The sequence below is a fragment of the Stenotrophomonas sp. GW821-FHT02D01 genome (assembly GCF_059421765.1).
The window spans coordinates 373,915-394,403 of the sequence record NZ_JBWKVP010000002.1 but is presented as its reverse complement, the minus strand read 5'-3'; the positions used below and the strand labels follow the sequence as shown (position 1 = coordinate 394,403).

The 20,489-nt window shown below is 66.8% G+C and carries 15 protein-coding genes; 10 read left to right on the top strand and 5 right to left on the bottom strand.

The features are described from left to right. Window positions 1-431 precede the first annotated feature (431 nt). On the bottom strand, window positions 432-2,093 hold the full coding sequence (gene ggt / locus AC07UW_RS06630; RefSeq protein WP_495211749.1) for a gamma-glutamyltransferase: 1,662 nt from the start codon (window positions 2,091-2,093) through the stop codon (window positions 432-434). 800 nt (window positions 2,094-2,893) lie between these two features. Between ggt and ilvC the strand changes: the two genes are divergently transcribed. The 9 genes from ilvC to leuB all read left to right on the top strand — a co-directional run bounded on the left by ilvC (window position 2,894) and on the right by leuB (window position 12,545). After that, a complete protein-coding gene (gene ilvC / locus AC07UW_RS06625) occupies window positions 2,894-3,868 on the top strand; it encodes a ketol-acid reductoisomerase (protein ID WP_025874152.1) in 975 nt (324 codons plus the stop codon). A gap of 37 nt (window positions 3,869-3,905) precedes the next feature. After that, entirely contained in the window at window positions 3,906-5,642 is a 1,737-nt protein-coding gene (gene ilvG, locus AC07UW_RS06620) for an acetolactate synthase 2 catalytic subunit (RefSeq protein ID WP_495211683.1), read from the top strand. Next, window positions 5,626-5,877, top strand: coding sequence for an ACT domain-containing protein (locus tag AC07UW_RS06615; RefSeq protein ID WP_093817954.1), 252 nt, complete (start codon window positions 5,626-5,628; stop codon window positions 5,875-5,877). The genes ilvG and AC07UW_RS06615 overlap by 17 nt, the downstream gene beginning before the upstream one ends. Before the next feature lie 96 nt (window positions 5,878-5,973). Then, window positions 5,974-7,065: a threonine dehydratase gene (locus AC07UW_RS06610; RefSeq protein ID WP_495211682.1), complete on the top strand. Its 1,092-nt coding sequence runs from the start codon at window positions 5,974-5,976 to the stop codon at window positions 7,063-7,065. Continuing rightward, entirely contained in the window at window positions 7,062-8,648 is a 1,587-nt protein-coding gene (locus AC07UW_RS06605; protein ID WP_495211681.1) for a 2-isopropylmalate synthase, read from the top strand. Before AC07UW_RS06610 ends, AC07UW_RS06605 begins: the two co-directional genes overlap by 4 nt. A 10-nt stretch (window positions 8,649-8,658) precedes the next feature. Further along, window positions 8,659-9,438: a class I SAM-dependent methyltransferase gene (locus tag AC07UW_RS06600; protein WP_495211680.1), complete on the top strand. Its 780-nt coding sequence runs from the start codon at window positions 8,659-8,661 to the stop codon at window positions 9,436-9,438. Window positions 9,439-9,497: 59 nt separating this feature from the next. After that, the gene (leuC, locus tag AC07UW_RS06595) at window positions 9,498-10,916 is read left to right on the top strand and encodes a 3-isopropylmalate dehydratase large subunit (protein ID WP_279208690.1); all 1,419 of its coding nucleotides are present in this window, start codon (window positions 9,498-9,500) and stop codon (window positions 10,914-10,916) included. Beyond that, window positions 10,916-11,494, top strand: a complete 579-nt coding sequence (gene leuD / locus AC07UW_RS06590; protein ID WP_279208691.1) for a 3-isopropylmalate dehydratase small subunit — start codon at window positions 10,916-10,918, stop codon at window positions 11,492-11,494. Before leuC ends, leuD begins: the two co-directional genes overlap by 1 nt. Then, window positions 11,484-12,545 carry a 3-isopropylmalate dehydrogenase gene (gene leuB, locus AC07UW_RS06585; RefSeq protein ID WP_495211679.1) on the top strand — a complete coding sequence of 354 codons (1,062 nt, stop codon included), beginning with the start codon at window positions 11,484-11,486 and terminating at the stop codon, window positions 12,543-12,545. Before leuD ends, leuB begins: the two co-directional genes overlap by 11 nt. 62 nt (window positions 12,546-12,607) lie before the next feature. Here the strand turns inward: leuB and AC07UW_RS06580 are convergent, their stop codons facing one another. Then, on the bottom strand, window positions 12,608-13,681 hold the full coding sequence (locus AC07UW_RS06580) for a hypothetical protein (RefSeq protein ID WP_495211678.1): 1,074 nt from the start codon (window positions 13,679-13,681) through the stop codon (window positions 12,608-12,610). A 116-nt stretch (window positions 13,682-13,797) separates the two neighbouring features. Then, on the bottom strand, window positions 13,798-14,571 hold the full coding sequence (locus AC07UW_RS06575; protein WP_312787190.1) for an SDR family oxidoreductase: 774 nt from the start codon (window positions 14,569-14,571) through the stop codon (window positions 13,798-13,800). Between the two features lie 116 nt (window positions 14,572-14,687). Here AC07UW_RS06575 and AC07UW_RS06570 point away from each other — a divergent pair, with 116 nt between their 5' ends. Beyond that, window positions 14,688-15,596: a LysR family transcriptional regulator gene (locus AC07UW_RS06570; protein WP_025874141.1), complete on the top strand. Its 909-nt coding sequence runs from the start codon at window positions 14,688-14,690 to the stop codon at window positions 15,594-15,596. 568 nt (window positions 15,597-16,164) lie between these two features. Here the strand turns inward: AC07UW_RS06570 and AC07UW_RS06565 are convergent. Both AC07UW_RS06565 and AC07UW_RS06560 read right to left on the bottom strand, forming a co-directional pair. Further along, window positions 16,165-19,326 carry an efflux RND transporter permease subunit gene (locus tag AC07UW_RS06565; RefSeq protein WP_495211677.1) on the bottom strand — a complete coding sequence of 1,054 codons (3,162 nt, stop codon included), beginning with the start codon at window positions 19,324-19,326 and terminating at the stop codon, window positions 16,165-16,167. 3 nt (window positions 19,327-19,329) lie between these two features. Beyond that, complete coding sequence (locus AC07UW_RS06560; RefSeq protein ID WP_495211676.1) at window positions 19,330-20,466, bottom strand: efflux RND transporter periplasmic adaptor subunit; 1,137 nt, start codon at window positions 20,464-20,466, stop codon at window positions 19,330-19,332. Window positions 20,467-20,489: the final 23 nt, after the last annotated feature.

Below are 20,489 nucleotides of genomic sequence, written 5' to 3'. Positions count from 1 at the left end.
TAAACCCATCCCTGGGGGCTCGATGGCGCCATCCATGGCGCCAACGGTCCTGCCCACCCACACCGCCCCGCCCCCGACAATTTCCCGGTGACGGCAGTAGATCCACGCCATGCGTGGATGAAGGTGTATCGGAAAACAAGAAGGGGTCGGATCCGTTTTCCAAAGGAAAACGGATCCGACCCCAACCATCAGCACGCGGCTGTTGCTGCTGCCTTTGCTTTTGATCTTCTTCTTTCTCTTACTGCGGTGGCGGCCACGGAAACTGTCCGTGGCCGGGTGGGTAGGTTGGCTGGGGGCGTGAGCGCCATGGATGGCGCGCCCGAGCCTACAAGGACGTACTTGCGGCGTCCCCCAGGCAACCTACCCACCCGGCCAACCACAGCATTGCTGCCAACACCGCAGAGGGGGCTCAGCCCGTTGGCCGGGAAACCTCAGTAGCCCGCCGCCTGCCCATCCTTGCGGCTCTCCGATGCGCCGTAATACACGCCCGTTTCCGGATCACGCAGGATCGCCTGATAACCACCATACGGACCATCGGCGAACACCACCCGGTGCCCCTTGCGCATCAGCGCCCGCACCGTCTCGTACGGGAACCCGGTTTCCAGATTGACCTCGCCACCATCGGTCATCGCCGTCGCCTGACCGGTCGGCTCGGTCGATCCCTCATGCTGGATTCGGGGGGCATCACCAGCCTCCTGCAGGTTCATGCCGAAGTCCACCAGGTTCATCACGATCTGTGCGTGCCCCTGCGGCTGCATCGCACCGCCCATCACGCCGAAGCTTGCATAAGGCTTGCCGCCCTTGGTGACGAAGGCCGGAATGATGGTCTGGAAGGGACGCTTGCCCGGTGCGTAACCGTTGGGGTGGTTCTTCTGCAGCACGAACATCTCGCCGCGATCCTGCAGGATGAAACCCAGCCCCGGCGGGGCCATGCCGCTGCCCATGCCACGGTAGTTGGACTGGATCAGTGACACCATCATGCCGTCGGCATCGGCCACGGTCATGTAGATCGTGTCGCCCTCTTCCAGCTGCTTGGGCGTACCCGGCTGCACTTCCTTCAGCGCCTTGTCCATCGAGATCAGCGCGCGACGCTGCGCGGCGTACTCCTTGGAAATCAGCTTCTGTACCGGTGCAGGCTGGAACGCCATGTCGGCGTAGAAGCGCGCACGATCGGCGAAGGCCAGCTTCTTTGCTTCCACGAACAGATGCACGTGCTCGGGTGAGCCGAACGGAATCTTCGAGAAGTCGTAGCCTTCCAGTACGTTGAGGATCTGCAGCGCGGCGATGCCCTGGCTGTTGGGCGGCAGCTCCCACACGTCGTAGCCGCGGTAGTTGCTGCTGACCGGCTCGACCCACTCGCCATGATGGTCGGCCATGTCCTGGTAGCTCAGGTAGCCACCGTTCTTCTTGAAGTAATCGCCGATGGTGTGGGCGATGTCGCCCTTGTAGAAGGCATCACGGCCGCCGTCGGCAATCTTCTGCAGGGTGTCGGCAAGGTTGGGGTTCTTCCACATCTCGCCCTTGCGCGGCGCGTGGCCATCGATCGTGAACTGTTCCTTGAAACCCGGATACTGCGACAGCTTCGGCACCGAGCGATCCCAGTAATAGGCGATCACTTCGGCAACGGGATGACCGTCGCGCGCGTAGCGGATGGCCGGGGCCAGGTTGTCGGCCATCGGCTTGCGGCCGAAGCGCTCGTGCAGCGCGAACCAGCCGTCAACGGCGCCCGGCACCGATACCGGCAGCGGACCGGTCGCGGGGATCTCCTTCAGGCCCCGGCGCTGGAACTCGGCCAGGGTGAGCGACTTCGGCGAGCGGCCCGAGCCGTTGTAGCCGTAGAGCTTCTGCGTCTTCGGGTCCCACACGATGGCGAACAGGTCGCCGCCGACGCCATTGCCGGTGGGCTCCATCAGGCCCAGCGCTGCGTTGGCAGCAATGGCGGCATCGACGGCCGAGCCACCGGCCTTCATCACGTCCAGCGCGATCTGGGTAGCCAGCGGCTGCGAGGTGGCGGCCATCGCATGCGGGGCGATCACCTCCGAACGGGTGGCGAAGGTGTGGCCGGTAACGCGGTCGGCGGCCTGGGACAGCATGGGCACGGCAGCCAGCACGGCAGCAGCCAGCAGGGAACGGGCAAGACGTCGGGACACGGTCAGGTTCCGAGGGAAGGGGTGGTGACCCGATCTTCGCCGCTACCGCGACCGGGGGCCATCGGGCATAGGTCATGGGGCGCCTCATGGAGCCACGGGCGCCATTGCCACGAACGCATCGCAATGCGCGCGGAACTTCCCGCGGCACACGGGGCGCTGCACGACCCGGCGAGCGCAGCTGGTATCGCCGGAATCCGCGCAAAAAACCCATTGGAAAGAGTGAATTCGGGTTCACCGAAACACTTTCAGCAGCAACCATCCTTGTGCCACAAGCGATTGCACTGCATGCAGCGGAAACTGACGGGAATAGTGCTGCGAGGGTTGACACAGCGGAAATGGCTGTGGTTTTCTCGATCACATGTTGCATCACAACACACCACCGCGAACCCACATCGAAGCCGCCGATACCGGCGCCGCCTCGCTGCGTTCGATTCTTGTGCTCGTACTTATTACCCAACCAACAGGTGCGGGACGAGCCAGCGTGTAAGCAACAAACACACCGGAACTCTTCAAAAACCCGCACCCGCCCAGGTGCGGGTTTTTTCATTTCAGGACCTGGTTTCAGACGCAACCACCATGACCACCGCCTCCTCCACAACCTGGACCTGCTGCACCACGAACTCTCGTGGTGGCAGTACCTGTGCGATGCGCGGCGCTGCCCTCCCCACTTTTCCCTGACCGGCCGGTACGTCGCTTCGACTGCCGGCCGTCTTTTTTCTTCCCACCCGCAAGGAACCTCCCCCATGAGCACCAACGAACTGCCCCAGACCAAGATCGCCGTCATCGGCTACGGCAGCCAGGGCCGCGCGCACGCGCTGAACCTGCGTGAATCCGGCTTCGATGTGGTGGTAGGCCTGCGTCCGGGCGGCCCCACCGAGGTCAAGGCACAGGCCGATGGCTTCACCGTGAAGGCACCGGCCGATGCGGTGAAGGATGCCGACCTGGTCGCGGTGCTGACCCCGGACATGGTGCAGAAGAAGCTGTACGAGGACGTGCTGGCGTCGAACATGAAGCAGGGCGCGGTGCTGCTGTTCGCGCATGGTCTGAACGTGCACTTCGACATGATCAAGCCGCGCGAAGACCTGGACGTCGTGCTGGTCGCACCGAAGGGCCCGGGTGCACTGGTCCGTCGCGAATATGAAATCGGCCGCGGTGTGCCATGCATCTGGGCGGTCTACCAGGACAAGAGCGGCAAGGCCGCCGAGTACGCGCTCGCCTATGCGGCCGGCCTGGGTGGTGCGCGCGCCAACCTGATCCAGACCACCTTTAAGGAAGAAACCGAAACCGATCTGTTCGGCGAGCAGGCAGTGCTGTGCGGCGGCGCTTCGGCACTGGTGCAGGCTGGCTTCGAAACGCTGGTGGAAGCCGGTTACCAGCCGGAAATCGCCTACTACGAAGTGCTGCACGAACTGAAGCTGATCGTCGACCTGTTCTACGAAGGCGGCATCTCGCGGATGCTGGAGTTCATCTCCGAGACCGCGCAGTACGGCGACTACGTCAGCGGCCCGCGGGTGATCGACGCCGGTACCAAGGCGCGCATGAAGGAAGTGCTGAAGGACATCCAGGACGGCACCTTCACCAAGAACTGGGTGGCCGAGTACGAAGCGGGCCTGCCGAACTACAACAAGTTCAAGCAGGCCGACCTGGAGCACCCGATCGAGAAGGTAGGCAAGGAACTGCGCGCCAAGATGGTCTGGTTGCAAGGTCAAGCCGCGTAACAACGCGGCACCCCCACCCGCTCTGCAAGGTTCCCCCATGAACTCTCCCACACACCGCAGCGAGCCGCCCAACGGCGCGCGCTGGCTGACCCAGGCGCTGGAGGCCGAGGGTGTCCGTACGCTGTTCGGCTATCCGGGCGGCACCATCATGCCGTTCTACGACGCGCTGGTGGATTCGTCGCTGAAGCACATCCTGGTGCGCCATGAGCAGGGCGCGGCACTGGCCGCCAACGGCTTTGCGCGCGCCAGCGGCCAGGTCGGCGTCTGCGTGGCGACCTCCGGGCCGGGCGCGTCGAACCTGGTCACCGGCATCGCCGATGCGATGCTCGATTCGGTGCCGATGGTCTGCATCACCGGCCAGGTCGCCACGCCGCTGCTGGGCACCGATGCGTTCCAGGAACTGGACGTGTTCGGCCTGACGATGCCGATCGTCAAGCACAGCTGGCTGGTGCGCAGCGTCGATGACCTGCCGCGCGTGGTGGCCGATGCTTTCCGCATCGCCCGCGAAGGCCGTCCCGGCCCGGTGCTGATCGATCTGCCCAAGGACGTGCAGCTGGCCGATGCCAGCCACCTGCCGGCGCATGTGCCGGCCCATGTGGAACCGCCGCCGGCCCCCGCCGACGCGGCCATCGCCGAGGCCATCGCGGCTCTGGCGGCGGCCGAGAAGCCGGTGGTCTACGCCGGTGGTGGCATCGCCCTGGGCGATGCCGTGCAGGACCTGCGGGAATTCGTCGAAGCCAGCGCCATCCCCACCGTGATGACCCTGCGTGGGCTGGGTGCGCTGCCTCCCCAGCACCCGCAGTCGCTGGGCATGCTGGGCATGCACGGCACCCGCGCGGCGAACATGGCCGTGCAGGAAAGCGATCTGCTGCTGGTGCTGGGTGCGCGCTTCGATGATCGGGCGACCGGCAAGCTGGCCGAGTTCGCACCGTTTGCCCGCGTGGTGCACATCGATGCCGATGCGTACGAGATCTCCAAGCTGCGCAGCGCCGATGTCGCCGTGCCCGGCAACGTCGGCCACGCCATCCGCGCCCTGCGTGCGGCCTTCCCCTCCCCCAAGGCCCACCAGGACGCATGGCGCAAGCGCTGTGCACAGCATCGCGATCGCTTCGCCGCACGCTACGACGCACCCGGCCAGCACATCTACGCGCCGGCGCTGCTGAAGCGCCTGAGCGAGCTGGCGCCGGCCGATACGGTGGTGGCCTGCGACGTCGGCCAGCACCAGATGTGGGTTGCGCAGCACTGCCGCTTCACTCATCCGCGCAACCACCTGACCAGCGGTGCGCTGGGCACGATGGGCTTCGGCCTGCCGGCGGCGATGGGCGCGCAGTTCGCCTGCCCCGAGCGCACCGTGGTGCTGGTCTCCGGCGATGGCAGCTTCATGATGAACGTGCAGGAGCTGGCGACCATCGCACGCTGCCGCCTGCCGGTGAAGATCATCCTGCTGGACAACAGTTCGCTGGGCATGGTGCGGCAGTGGCAGGAACTGTTCTTTGCCGAGCGTTACAGCGAAATCGATCTGTCCGACAACCCGGACTTCGTCGCACTGGCCAAGGTGTTCGGCATCGCGGCCACGCGCATCGATGCACGTGATGACGTCGAAGGCGGCCTGGCCGCCCTGCTGGCCGAACCCGGCCCGGCCCTGCTGCACGTGGCCATCGATGCACGCGCGAACGTGTGGCCGCTGGTGCCGCCCAATACCGCCAACAGCACCATGCTGGAAAGCAACCCTGCACATGCACGCCAGGAGATCCCCAATGCAATACCGGCTTGACCTGGTGCTGCAACCGGCCGAGGGCGCGCTGCTGCGCGTGATCGGCATGGCCGAACGCCGTGGTTTCGCACCGCGCGCGATCACCGGTGCGCCGGTGGCCACCGATGATGGCCGTTGGCACCTGCAACTGGTGGTGGACAGCCAGCGCCCACCGGAAACGCTGTGCCGGCAGATGGAGAAGATCTACGACTGCGTTTCGGTGCAGATGACCGCACTGGAAGGAGCATCCGCATGAACGCCCGTACCGTATGCAACACGGTGCCGGTACGGAGGCGTCTTCTTCGCCGCCCGTGCCCGCATGCGGTGTTCCGCAACACGCCGCTGGTGGCCCATGCCGGCTACTGATGCCAGCAAGGAAAGCGATGTCGGCGACGTAACCGTTGCCGACGTACTGGCCGCGCAGGCCCGCCTGCGCCGCTTCCTGCCGCCCACGCCGCTGCATCATGCCGAGCGCTTCGGCACCTGGCTGAAGTTGGAGAACCTGCAGCGTACCGGTTCGTACAAGGTACGCGGCGCCCTGAATGCCCTGCTGGCCGCCCGCGAACGTGGCGATACCCGGCCGGTGATCTGTGCCTCCGCCGGCAATCACGCCCAGGGCGTGGCCTGGGCTGCTTATCGCCTGGATGTTCCGGCCATCGCCGTGATGCCGCATGGCGCACCGGCCACCAAGATCGCTGGCGTCGCCCACTGGGGCGCAACGGTGCGCCAGCATGGCAACAGTTATGACGAGGCCTATGCGTTCGCCGTCGAACTGGCGCAGCGTCATGGCTATCGCTTCCTGTCCGCGTTCGACGATGCCGATGTCATCGCCGGCCAGGGCACTGTCGGCATCGAGCTGGCCGCGCATGCGCCCGACGTGGTGATCGTACCGATCGGCGGTGGCGGCCTGGCATCCGGCGTCGCTTTGGCGCTGAAGTCACAGGGCGTGCGCATCGTCGGCGCGCAGGTCGAGGGGGTCGATTCGATGGCCCGCGCGATCCGCGGCGACGTGCGCGAGATCAATCCCGTGCCGTCGCTGGCCGATGGCGTGCGGGTGAAGATCCCCGGTTTCCTGACCCGTCGCCTGTGTACCTCGCTGCTGGACGACGTGGTGATCGTGCGCGAAGCCGAGCTGCGCGAGACCCTGGTGCGGCTGGCACTGGAAGAACACATCATCGCCGAAGGCGCCGGTGCGCTGGCACTGGCCGCCGGCCGTCGCGTCACCGGGCGCCGCAAGTGCGCGGTCGTCTCCGGCGGCAACATCGACGCCGGCGTGCTCGCCGGCCTGCTCACCGACATCCGCCCACGCCCGCCACGCAAGCCGCGCCGGCGCCGGGCAGAAACCCCGCGCTCGCCCGGCAAGGCGACCGCCACCGCTTTTCCCACGCCTTCCCCTTCCCCCCTGCAAGCCGTCGCACCCGCTGTCGAGGAGATTTCCCTGTGACCACCATCGAACGAATTACCACCCCGCGCATCCGCATCTTCGACACCACCCTGCGTGACGGCGAGCAGTCCCCCGGCTGCAGCATGAGCCCGCCGCAGAAGCTGGTGATGGCGCGTGCGCTGGACGAACTGGGCGTGGACATCATCGAGACCGGCTTCCCGGCCAGCTCGCAGTCCGACCGCGAAGCGATGGCCCTGATCGGCCGCGAACTGCGCCGCCCGAGCCTGAGCCTGGCGGTGCTGTCGCGCTGCCTGCAGGCCGACATCGAAACCTCGGCGCGTGCGCTGGAAGCCGCTGCCAACCCGCGCCTGCATGTATTCCTGTCGACCAGCCCGCTGCACCGTGAGCACAAGCTGCGGATGACCCGCGAGCAGGTACTGGAATCGGTACGCAGGCACGTAGCGCTGGCCCGCTCCTACATCGATGACGTGGAGTTCTCCGCCGAGGATGCCACCCGCACCGAACTGGACTACCTGATCGAGGTCTCGCGCGTGGCGATCGCTGCCGGCGCCACCACCATCAACCTGCCCGACACCGTCGGCTTCACCACGCCGGAAGAGATCCGCACGATGTTCCAGCAGGTCATCGCTGGCGTCGCCGATGTGCCGAACGCAGCCAACGTGATCTTCAGCGCCCACTGCCACAACGATCTGGGCCTGGCCGTGGCCAACTCGCTGGCCGCCATCGAAGGCGGCGCGCGCCAGGTCGAATGCACCGTCAACGGCATCGGTGAGCGCGCCGGCAACTGCTCGCTGGAAGAGATCGCGATGGTGCTGAAGGTGCGCCAGGCTTTCTACGAGCAGGACACCGCCATCGACACCCCGCGCATCGTCGGCACCTCGCAGCTGCTGCAGCGCCTGGTCGGCATGCCGGTACAGCGCAACAAGGCCATCGTGGGTGCCAATGCCTTCGCCCATGAGTCGGGCATCCATCAGCACGGCATGCTGCGCCACCGCGGCACCTACGAAATCATGCGTCCGGAAGACGTGGGCTGGGAAGATTCGCAGATGGTGCTTGGCCGCCACAGTGGCCGCGCTGCCGTCGAAGCGCGCCTGCGCGCACTGGGCTTCTGGCTGGAAGAAGACGAGCTGAAGCTGGTGTTCGAGCAGTTCAAGGGACTGTGCGAGCAGCAGCGTGTTGTCACCGATGCCGACCTGCAGACGCTGATGCAGGGCGGCTCCAATGCCCAGGGCTACCGTCTGGCCTCGATGACCATCAGCGATGTCGGCAGCCGCGCCAATGCGCTGGTGGAACTGTCCGACCCGGACGGCAACCGCGTGGCCGAGACTGCACAGGGCGACGGCCCTGTCGATGCGCTGTTCGGCGCGTTGTCGGCCGCCACGGGCGTGCAGCTGATGCTGGACAGCTACCACGTGCACAGCGTCGGTATCGGCGCCGACGCGCGTGGCGAAGCCAACCTGAGCGTGCGCCACGAGGGCGTGGAGTACGACGGCACCGGTACCAGCAAGGACATCATCGAAGCGTCCGCGCTGGCCTGGCTGGACGTGGCCAACCGCCTGCTGCGCCAGCGCCAGGCCAACGCCGGCATCAGTCCTGAATCACCTGCCACCGCCACCGCCTGAGGAATGTGAGATGAGCGCCTTCGACACCGCAACCACCGCCAGCAGCGCTGGCCAGCAGTGGAATGCCCAGGACTATGCGATCGATGCCGGCTTCGTGCCGACCCTCGGTGGCGCCGTTGCGCGCCTGCTCGATGCGCGCGCCGGTGAGCGCATTCTCGACCTGGGTTGTGGCGATGGCGTGCTCACCACCGAACTGGCCCTCAGCGGCGCACATATGCAGGGCGTCGATGCCTCGCCGGAAATGGTGATCGCCGCGCGTGCGCGGGGCGTCGATGCGAAGGTGATGGACGGCCACGCCCTGGCCTTCGACCGTGCGTTCGATGCAGTGTTCAGCAACGCAGCCCTGCATTGGATGCCCGACCCGGATCGCGTGCTGGAGGGCGTGCGCCGCGCCCTGCGCCCCGGCGGGCGCTTCGTCGCCGAGTTCGGCGGCCATGGCAACGTGGCCACGATCATTGCTGCCGTGCAGGCCGCGCGCGTCGCCCATGGCCATGGTGCCAGCGCATTCCACTGGTACTTCCCCACCGCCGATGCCTACGCAGACCGCCTGCGCCAGCATGGCTTCCAGGTGCAGCTGATCGAATGCCTGCCGCGACCGACCGCGCTGCCGACCGGCGTTGCCGGCTGGCTGCGGGTATTCGCCGCTCCACTGCTGGACGACCTGCCGGCCGAGGCGCGCGCCACGGTGCGCGATGCCGCCACTGCCCTGCTGGCCGACCTGCCGCGCAATGCCGGCGGCCAGCCGCTGGCCGACTACGTGCGCCTGCGCGTGCTCGCGCGGCGCCGCTGACCTGCTCCTGTTACTTTCTCTTCGATGCCCGTTACTCCGTACTCCTGCCAGGCAAACGCATGACTTCCGCACCCCGCACCCTGTACGACAAACTGTGGGACGCCCACGTGGTGGTTCCAGAAACCGACAGCGCGCCCGCCGTGCTGTATATCGACCTGCACCTGATCCATGAAGTGACCTCGCCGCAGGCTTTCACCGAGCTGCGCGAGCGTGGCCTGAAGCCGCGCCGTCCGGATCGGACCAAGGCCACGATGGACCATTCCACGCCGACCCTGCCGGCCGCTGCCGACGGCACGCTGCCCTACGCCAGTGCCGCCTCCGAAGCACAGGTCGCGATGCTGGCGCGCAACTGCGCCGAGCACGGCATCGAACTGTTCGACATGGCCTCGGACAACCGCGGCATCGTCCACGTGATCGCACCGGAACAGGGCTTCACCCAGCCGGGCATGACCATCGTCTGCGGCGACAGCCACACCTCCACCCACGGCGCATTCGGGTCGCTGGCCTTCGGCATCGGCACCAGCGAAGTCGGCCATGTACTGGCCACGCAGTGCCTGCTGCAGCGCAAGGCGAAGACGCTGGCGATCACCGTCGATGGCAAGGTCGCGCCGGGTATCGGCGCCAAGGACGTGGTCCTGCACATCATCGGCGTGATCGGCGTCAATGGTGGCACCGGGCACGTGATCGAGTTCCGCGGCAGCACCATCGAAGCGATGGACATGGAACAGCGCATGACCCTGTGCAACATGTCGATCGAAGCCGGTGCACGCGCCGGCATGGTCGCGCCCGACCAGGTGACGTTCGACTTCGTCGCCAATACGCCGCGTGGCCCCAAGGGCGCCGACTTCGACGCTGCCGTTGCCCGCTGGACGCAGCTGCGCAGCGATGAAGGCGCGCGCTTCGACAGCGAGGTGCACATCGATGCCGCCGATATCCGCCCGACCCTGACCTGGGGCACCCACCCCGGCACCGCCATCGCGGTGGATGCGCCGATCCCAGCGGCCAACGATGCCGCCGCGCAGAAGGGCCTGGATTACATGCACTTCCAGGCGGGACAGACGCTGGCCGGCACGCCGGTGGACGTGGTGTTCGTCGGCTCCTGCACCAATGGCCGGCTGAGCGACATGCGCGAAGTGGCACAGGTGCTGCGCGGCCGTCGCGTCGCCGAGCGCGTGCGCATGCTGGTGGTGCCTGGTTCTGAGATCGTCAAGCGCCAGGCCGAGGCCGAAGGCATCCATGAGATCGTGCGCGCGGCCGGTGCCGAATGGCGCGAGCCGGGCTGTTCGATGTGCATCGCCATGAATGGCGACCTGGTCGCCCCCGGCCAACTGGCGGTCAGCACCAGCAACCGCAACTTCGAAGGCCGCCAGGGCCCGGGCTCGCGCACGCTACTGGCCTCGCCGATGAGTGCTGCCTGGGCCGCGGTGCAGGGCCACGTCGCCGATGCCCGTGAGCTGTTCGCCCAGGAGGTGGCCTGATGAGCGGCTTCCGCACCCTGAGCTCGGCCAGCGTGGTGCTGCGCCAGACCAACATCGACACCGACCAGATCATTCCGGCGCGGTTCCTGTCCACCACCGAACGTGCTGGCCTGGGCCGCAATGCGTTCAACGATTGGCGCTGGCAGGCCGATGGCTCGCCCGTGGCGGACTTCGCCTTCAACCAACCGCACAACGCCGGTCGCAGCATCCTGCTGGCCGGGCGCAATTTCGGCTGCGGCTCATCGCGCGAACATGCGCCGTGGGCACTGACCGATCTCGGCCTGCGTGCCATCGTCAGCAGCGAGATCGCCGACATCTTCCGCGGCAATTCGCTGAAGAACGGCCTGCTGCCGATCGTGCTGGACGAGGCCGACGTGCAGCTGCTGATGCAGCGCCCTGACGATGAGCTGACCATCGACGTTGCGGCGCGCGAGCTGCGCACGCCCGATGGCCGCATCTACTCCTTCCCGTTGGACGGCTTCTCGCAGACCTGCCTGCTGGAAGGCGTCGATCAACTGGGTTATCTGTTGGGCCGTGTCCCTGAAATCGAACGTTACGAGAGTGAGCATGCACGCTGAAATTGTTGTCCTGCCCGGTGATGGCATCGGCCCGGAAGTGGCCGCCGCCGCGGTCGCCGTTCTGAACGCCGTCGCCAAGCGCTTCAATCACACCTTCACCTTCAGCGAGCACGACATCGGTGGCATCGCCATCAACCGCCATGGCGAGCCGCTGCCGGCATCGACCCTGGCCGCCTGCCAGGCCGCCAACGCTGTGCTGCTGGGAGCCGTGGGCGGGCCGAAGTGGTCCGACCCGAACGCCAAGGTGCGCCCGGAACAGGGCCTGCTGGCGATCCGCAAGGCGCTGGGCCTGTATGCCAACCTGCGCCCGGTGCGCACCCATGAAGCCGCACTGCACGCCTCGCCGATCAAGGCCGAGCTGCTGCAGGGCGTGGACTTCGTGGTGGTGCGCGAGCTGACCGGGGGCATCTACTTCGGCGACAAGACCCGCGATGCCGACAGCGCCAGCGATCTGTGCCGCTATACCGTGACCGAGATCGAGCGTGTGCTGCGCAGTGCCTTCCGGCTGGCGCAGCAGCGTCGCGGCAAGGTCACGTCGGTGGACAAGGCCAACGTGCTGGAAACCTCGCGCCTGTGGCGTGACGTGGCCGCGCGCGTCGGTCGCGAGGAATTCCCGGACGTGGCGCTGGAACACCAGCTGGTCGATTCCATGGCGATGCATCTGCTGGCCAAGCCGCGCGAGTACGACGTGATCGTGACCGAGAACATGTTCGGCGACATCCTCACCGATGAGGCCTCGATGCTGGCCGGTTCGCTGGGCCTGCTGCCATCGGCATCACTGGGCGAGCCGGGTGCGGTGGGCATCTACGAGCCGATCCACGGCTCGGCACCGGACATCGCCGGCAAGGGCATCGCCAACCCGTACGCGACGATCTTCAGCGCGGCGATGCTGCTGCGCCATTCGCTGGGGCTGGAAGACGAAGCAGCAGCGGTGGAGGCGGCGGTGCACGCGGTGCTGGACGATGGCGTTTTCACCGCGGACCTGGCCGCCAAGGGCCACGCGGTGAGCACGGCGACGGCCACCGACGCGGTGCTGGCCAAACTGGGATGAGTGATCGGGGTACCGGACGGCGTCCGGTACCCGTTCTCTCTGCGCATCCCGCACTGACTCACTCAGTGCGGGATGTTCGCGCTCTGCGGATCGCTCGCGGCCGCGCGCATCTGCGAGCTGCTGCATCCGGTCAGGATAGTGCCGTCGTCAGCTCTGGCCACCACGCGTTCATGGATTCGGATGCTGCCTGAAGGCAAGCCGCTGCGCGACGCTTCGCGTTGCCAGACCTGCACGCCGGCCTGCTGGTGAGCAGTTGTCAGACCGGCATCGAGCAACACGCTTGCGACGTTGATTCTGCCAAGGTCTGCAGCGAACAGGCCGGCCGGTGCGGCCAGCACCTTGTCGGTGGCGATGCCCTGGATCTGCAGCGGCGTCTGCAGTTCGATCTGGAAGACGGGAAGCACCGTGCCGTTGATCGCATGCGTGGGTGCCGACACTGCGTGCACCTCTGCCGGCCATTCGCCCTGCGGCTGTTCCATCACCTGCTGCAGCAAGCGCCCGACGCGGCGCAGGGCCGCATCGTCGGCACGGCACTCGATGGCCGCTGTGAGGTCATCGGCATCTGCACGCTGCTGCCGATCCAGTGGCAACGTTCCCTGCGTGCTGGCAGCTGGGGCAGTACATCCCAACCGATAGCCGTCGCCATCGCTGCTCACCATGATCGACGGGGCCGACGTGTTGCCATCAACCGATCGTGCGGACCACACCCGGAAGGGTTCACGCAGCGTGCTCGACTGCAGCTGAAGGCCGTGGCGTGCAACGATACGATCACGCGCTGCAGCGTCGATGGCAATGAACAACCCCTGCGCGTCTGCGAAAACGCGCTGGGTCCGGACGCCTTGCGCGGTCAACGGCACCGGCATATCGATGACCGTCACCGAAGCAGCGTCGGCGTCTCCGGCCTGCTCGAAATGCCAATCACGCAGATGCAACGGGCGAACGGCCGGATCGCCGTAGCGTGCCGCACGCAGGGTGCTGGCGACGGTCTGCCGGGTATCTGCACTGGCACGGCATTCGAGCACGGCAAGCAGGTTCTGCTGGAAGCGCAGGGCCTCGGTCTGCGCTGGCTCTGCATCGGCATGACCGCAGCAGGCAACCAGCATCAGCACGCAAGCGCGGATCGTGCGAGGGAACATGCAGGCTCTCCGGCCCCGGGACAGCCCGCTATTGTGCCCGTGAACGCCCTGATTGGAAGCCAGCAGCATCCACGCATGGCGTGGATCTACTGCGCGAACTCAAGCCTCGCGTGTCTCTACTTGGTGGTGTAGCCGCCGTTGACCAGGATGGTCTGCCCGGTCATCCACCAACCGTCGGTCACCAGGAAGCGGATCCACGGCACGATGTCGGCGATGTCGGTCAGGCCGGTACGGGTGAACGCCGACAGCGCCGCGGCGGTCTTGTGATACGCCTGCGCATCGGCACTCTCGGCCGGATAGAAGAACGGCGTATCCATCGGCCCGGGGCCGATCGCGGTCACCGAGATCCCACGCTCGCCAAACTCCTTCGATGCTGCACGGGTGAAGTGTTCCACCGGCGCCTTGGTGCCCGCGTAGCTGGAATAGAACGGCGTGAACGCGCCCAGCAGCGACGTGACCAGCGTGCAGATGCGGCCGCCGTCGTTGACATGGCGTCCGGCCTCCTTGAGAAAGAAGAACGCAGTCTTCGCGTTGACCGCGCTCATCTGGTCGTACTCCGCTTCGCTGATCTCCAGCATCGGCTTCTTCAGCACTTTGCCGACGGTGTTGATGGCGATGTCCGGGCGACCGACAGCGGCAACCGCGTCGGCGAACAGGCGCTCCATCGCAGCGGCCGAGGTCAGATCGGCCTGCAGGGCCACGGCCTTGCTGCCAGCGGCCTGCACCGCAGCGACGGTGGCTTCCGCATCGGCCTGGGTAGCAGCGCTGTTGTAGTGGATGACGATGGCCTTGGCGCCCTGCTCGGCGAAGTCGCGGGCGATCAGCCCGCCGAGGTTCTTGGCACCGCCGGCGATCAGCACGGTCTTGCCCTGGATACGGTGGTCGGTCATGGCATCGGTCTCGGGAAGAGGCTGCCGGGCTGGCAACCCTGTGCCGACGACGATATCGTGCAGAAATTGCGGATAAAGACCGCAACATTGACTTAACTTTCCAAAGCGGGCGAACAATGGACCGGATCGAGCGTTTCCGCATCTTTGCCCGGGTGGTGGAGTGCACCAGCTTCACCCGCGCCGCCGACCAGCTCGGCCTGCCCCGCTCCACCGTCTCGGCGGCCGTGGCGGAACTCGAGCAGCGCCTGGGCACGCGCCTGCTGCAGCGCTCCACCCGCAGGGTCTCCACCACCCACGACGGCGACACGTTCTATGTTCGCTGCCTGCGCCTGATTGCCGAGGTGGAAGACGCCGAGTCGCTGTTCCGCCAGGACGACGCACAGCCGAGTGGCCTGTTGAAGATCGATGTACCCAGCCGGATCGGCCGCCGCATCATCGCCCCGGCCCTGCCGGACTTCTTCGCACGGCACCCCCAGGTCGAGCTGGACCTGGGCATGACCGATCGCGCGGTGAATCTGATCGAGGACGGTTGCGATGCGGTGCTGAGGGTGGGCCAGCTGGGTGACTCCAGCCTGGTGGCCCGCACGCTGGGCCAGCTGGACTTCGTCAACGTTGCCGCGCCGGCGTACCTGCACGCGCACGGCGTACCGCAGCACCCCACCGACCTGCAGCAGCACCGCGCGGTGAACTATGCGTCGCCGACCACGGCGCGGGTGGAGCCGTGGGAATGGCAGGACGGCGCGCAGCTGCGCACGCTGCCGATGCCCGGCTGGGTGCGGGTGAACAGCGCCGAGGCGTCGATTGCCTGCTGCGTCGCAGGGCTGGGACTGCTGCAGATTCCGCGTTACGACGTACAGGCCGAACTGCAAACCGGTGCGCTGGTGGAAGTGATGCCCCAGTACGCGGCGCAGCCGCTGCCGGTGACCCTGTTGCTGCCGCACCGGCAGCATCGCGCGCAACGTGTGCAGGTGTTCCTGGATTGGCTGGTGCCGCTGCTGCGTGAGCGGCTGCAGTTGCAGGGGTGATCGGCCGGGCGGCTGCCCGGCGCCCGCCGAGGCGACCGCAACTGCAAATGCAACGGCAACTGCAAAAGCCGGAGCGGCTCTGGGTTGTTGCTGGGTTGGCGGGGAGGGGGCAGCTGGCGGGACACGCCGCAAGTACGTCCCTGTAGGCTCGGCCACGGCATCCATGCCGTGGACGGTCCCGCCACCTGCCCCCTCCCCGCCTCCGATCATTTCCCGATGACGGTTGGTGGATCCACGCCATGCGTGGATGAGGTGCATCGGAAAACACAAAGGGGTCGGATCCGTTTTCCAATGGAAAACGGATCCGACCCCAACCATCAGCACGCGGCTGTTGCTGTTGCTTTTCGCTCTTCTTCTTTCTCTTCCTGCGGTGCAGGCCGCAGGAAGCTGTCCGTGGCCGGGTGGGCAGGTGGGCTGGGGGCGCAAGCGCCATGGATGGCGCGCCCGAGCCTACAGGGACGTACTTGCGGCGTCCCCCAGCCCACCTGCCCACCCGGCCCAACAAGCGATCCCGCTTCTGAACCCACCGCAGAGGGGGCTCAGCCCGGTGGCCGGGAAACCCGGGGCATCACGCCCCGGATTCGTCCGGCTTGACCCGGAACCACGCCGCATACAGCGCCGGCAGGAACACCAGCGTCAGTACCGTGCCCACGATCAAACCGCCCATGATCGAAATCGCCATCGAGCCATAGAAAGCGCTGCGCGACAGCGGGATCATCGCCAGCACCGCCGCCAGCGCAGTCAGCACGATTGGGCGGAAACGCCGCACCGTCGCATCGATGATCGAATGCCAGCGGTCATGCCCGGCATCGATGTCCTGCTGGATCTGGTCGATCAGGATCACCGAGTTGCGCATGATCATGCCCGCCAGCGCGATGGTGCCCAGCAGCGCCACGAAGCCGAACGGCGCGCGGAACAGCAACAGGAACAGCGTCGCGCCGATGATGCCCAGCGGTGCGGTCACCAGCACCATCGCCGCACGCGAGAAGCTGCGCAGCTGCAGCATCAGCAACGTGGCCACCACGATCAGGAACAGCGGCATGCCGGCCTTGATCGAGTTCTGCCCGCGAGCCGAATCCTCCACCGAGCCGCCGGTCTCCAGCAGGTAGCCGCTGGGCAGGTCGGCACGGATGCCATCCAGGGTCGGCACGATCTGCTGCACCACGTCCAGCGGCTGCATGCCATCGCTGATGTCGGCACGCACGGTCACCGTCGGCAGACGGTTGCGGTGCCAGATGATGCCGTCCTCGAAGGCGTATTCCAGCCGCGCGACCTGCGACAGCGTCACCGCGGTACCACTGCTGGTCGGGATCGCCAGGCTGCCGAGCAGGTCCAGCTGCGCGCGCTCGTTGTCCGGGCCACGCAGCAGCATCTCGATCTGGCGGTTGCCTTCGCGATAGGTGCTCACGCTCATGCCCGACAACGAGCTGCTGAGGAACTGGCTGACCTGCGCACTGCTGACGCCCAGCGCGCGGGCGCGGTCCTGGTCGATCACCAGCCGCACCACCTTGCTCGGCTCGCTCCAGTCCAGGTTCACGTTCATCACGTGCGGGTTCTCGCGCACCTTGGCCTCGACTTGGCGCGCGATCGCCTGCACCTGCGCGATGTGCTCGCCGGACACGCGCATCTGCACCGGATAACCGACCGGCGGCCCGTTCTCCAGGCGCGTCACCCGCATCTGCACATCCGGGAACTGATTGATCACGTCCTTCAGCATCCAATCGCGGGTCGATTCGCGGGCCTTGGCGTCTTCGGTGAGCACCACGAACTGGGCGAAGTTGGTGGCCGGCAGCTGCTGGTCCAGCGGCAGGTAGAAGCGCGGCGAACCGGTGCCGACGTAGGCCACGTAGTTGCTGATGCCTTCGCGCCCCTTCAGCAGCTTCTCCAGCTTGTCGGCCTGTGCCTGGGTCGCGGCCAGCGACGCACCTTCGGCCAGCTCGATGTCCACCATCAGTTCCGGGCGGGTCGAGTCGGGGAAGAACTGCTGTGGCACGAAGCGGAACAACATCAACGAACCGATGAACAGGGCGATGGTCGCAGCGATCACCCACCAGCGATGGCGCAGGCAGGTATCCAGGAACGCCCGGAAGCGCGTGTAGAACGGCCGCTGGTACGGATCATGATCGTGCGCATGCTCCTTCGGTGCGATCCAGCGCGCGAGTGACGGATGCCGGTCGGCCCACTGCAGGCGCTTGGCGCGCCAGCGGCCGGCCAGGCTGTCCGGCTTCGGCAGCTGCGGGTTGAACAGGTCCGGCAGCATCTTGTCGCCCAGGTACGGGATGAACAGCACTGCCGCGATCCACGACACCACCAGCGCGATGGTCACCACCTGGAACAGCGAACGGGTGTACTCACCCGTGCTGGATGCCGCCGTGGCGATGGGCAGGAAGCCAGCGGCAGTGATCAGGGTACCGGTCAGCATCGGGAAGGCGGTGGATTCCCAGGCGAAACTGGCCGCGCGCAGGCGGTCGTAGCCCTGCTCCATCTTGGTGGCCATCATCTCCACCGCGATGATCGCATCATCCACCAGCAGGCCCAGGGCCAGCACCAGTGCACCCAGCGAGATCTTGTGCAGGCCGATGTCGAAGTAGTGCATGACGAAGAAGGTCATCGCCAGCACCAACGGGATGGTCACGCCCACCACCAGGCCGGTACGCAGGCCCAGCGAGAAGAAGCTGACCAGCAGCACGATCACCACCGCTTCGGTGAGCACCTGCACGAACTCGCCCACCGACTCTTCCACCGCATGCGGCTGGTCGGACACCTTGCGCAGCTGCATGCCGGCCGGCAGGGTCTTCTGCAGGCGTTCGAACTCGGCATCCAGGGTGGCACCGAGCTTGAGGATGTCTCCGCCGTCCTTCATCGCCACCGCCAGGCCGATCGCATCCTGGCCCATGAAGCGCATCTTCGGCGAGGCCGGATCGGCAAAACCGCGCTTGACCTCGGCGATGTCGCCCAGATGCAGCGTGCGTTGGCCGGCCTGGATCGGGAATTTGCGGATGTCCTCGATCGAATCGAACTGACCGGTCACGCGCAGCTGCACGCGGTCGGTCGGGGTTTCGAAGAAGCTGGTGGCGCTGACCGCGTTCTGGTCGGCCAGCGCCTGCTGCACCTGTTGCAGCGATACGCCCAGCGTGGCCAGCTTGGTGTTGGACAGCTCGATCCACACCTTCTCGTCCTGCAGGCCGACCAGGTCGATCTTGCCGACGTCGGGCACGCGCTGCAGCTCCAGCTGGATGCGGTCGGCATAGTCGCGCATCACCGCGTAGTCGAAGCCTTCGCCGGTCAACGCGTAGATGTTGCCGAACGTGTCGCCAAACTCATCGTTGTAGAAGGGTCCGACGATTTCCCTCGGAAGCGTCGCGCGGATATCGCCCACGCGCTTGCGCACCTGGTACCACAGGTCCGGAATCTGCTTGGAGCGCAGGCTGTCGCGCGCCATGAAGATCACCTGCGATTCGCCCGGCCGCGAGTACGAACGGATGAATTCGTACTCGCCGGTGTTCATCAGCGCTTTTTCGATCGGCTCGGTCACCTGCCGCGAGACCTGCTCGGCGGTGGCGCCCGGCCACATCGTGCGTACCACCATCGCCTTGAAGGTGAAGGGCGGATCTTCAGACTGGCCCAGGTGCTTGTACGACCAGGCACCGATGACGGCAAACGCCAGCATCGCGAACAACACCAGCGCACGGTTGCCCAGCGCCCATTCGGAGAGATTGAAGCGGCGCACGGGTCAGTGCCCCTTGCCTGCGGCCGGCGCCGGCTTGGCAGCCGACGGTGCCAGCACCGGGCGGTTCTGGCGGTCGACCGGCGTCACCACCTGGCCTTCGCGCAGCAGATGGCCGCCGGCAGCGACCACCCAGTCCGACGCGCCCACGCCGGACACGACCGGCACGGCCTGCGCGCCGTAGGCACCCACCTGCACCGGCGTTGCCTTCAATGCACCATTGGACGGATTGACCACCCACACGCTGGCCTTGCCATCACTGCCGCGCAGCACGGCCGCCAGCGGCAGCTGCAACGCACCACTGCGCCCGGCGGTGGCGAACACCCGCGCACTCTGGCCCAGTTCCACTTCGCTCAGTGCTTCCGGCGCCAGGCTGACCCGCGTGGCATAGGTGCGCGCCTGTGCATCGGCGGCCGGGGCGATCTCGCGCAGGGTGCCCGGCAGCAGCTGGCCCGGGCGGTTCCACAGTTCCACCTGCACCGACTGGCCGACCTTGTAGTCACGGATGCTGCTTTCCGGCAGCGCGATCAGCACCTCACGGCCACCATCGGCGGCCAGGGTGAACACCGTCTGCCCAGCGCTCACGACCTGCCCGGCTTCGGCCTGGCGGCTGGCAATCACGCCATCGGCGGGCGCGCGCAACTGCGCGTACTCGGCCTGGTTGCGGGCCACGGCGAGGTTTGCCCGGGCGGCGTTGGCCTGGCCCTGTGCAGCCTTGAATGCCGCCGTCTGCTGGTCCAGTGCCGATCGGCTCACCAACTGGTCCTCAGCCAGCTTGGCATAGCGCTTCTGGTCATCGCGCGCGCGCACCAGGTCTGCTTCCGCCGCCGCCAGCTGCGCCTGCGACGCCGCCGCCTGCGAGGCGTAGTCGGCCGCATCCAGCTCGGCCAGCAGCTGGCCCTTCTTCACCCGCTCGCCAGCGTCGACGTGGCGCCTGACCAGGTTGCCGCCAACCCGGAACGACAGTGGGCTTTCCTGGCGGGCACGCACCTCGCCGGGGTAGGCGGCCGCGGCCTGTCCATCCTGCGTGGTGGGATGCACCACCAGCACCGGGATGGCCGCCGCCGGCTCGGCGGCCTGCTTGCCGCACGCTGCCAACACCACGACCAGTACGCCTACGCCCAACCAACGCATGTTTTTCATGAGGTACAGGACCTGAAAAGAAA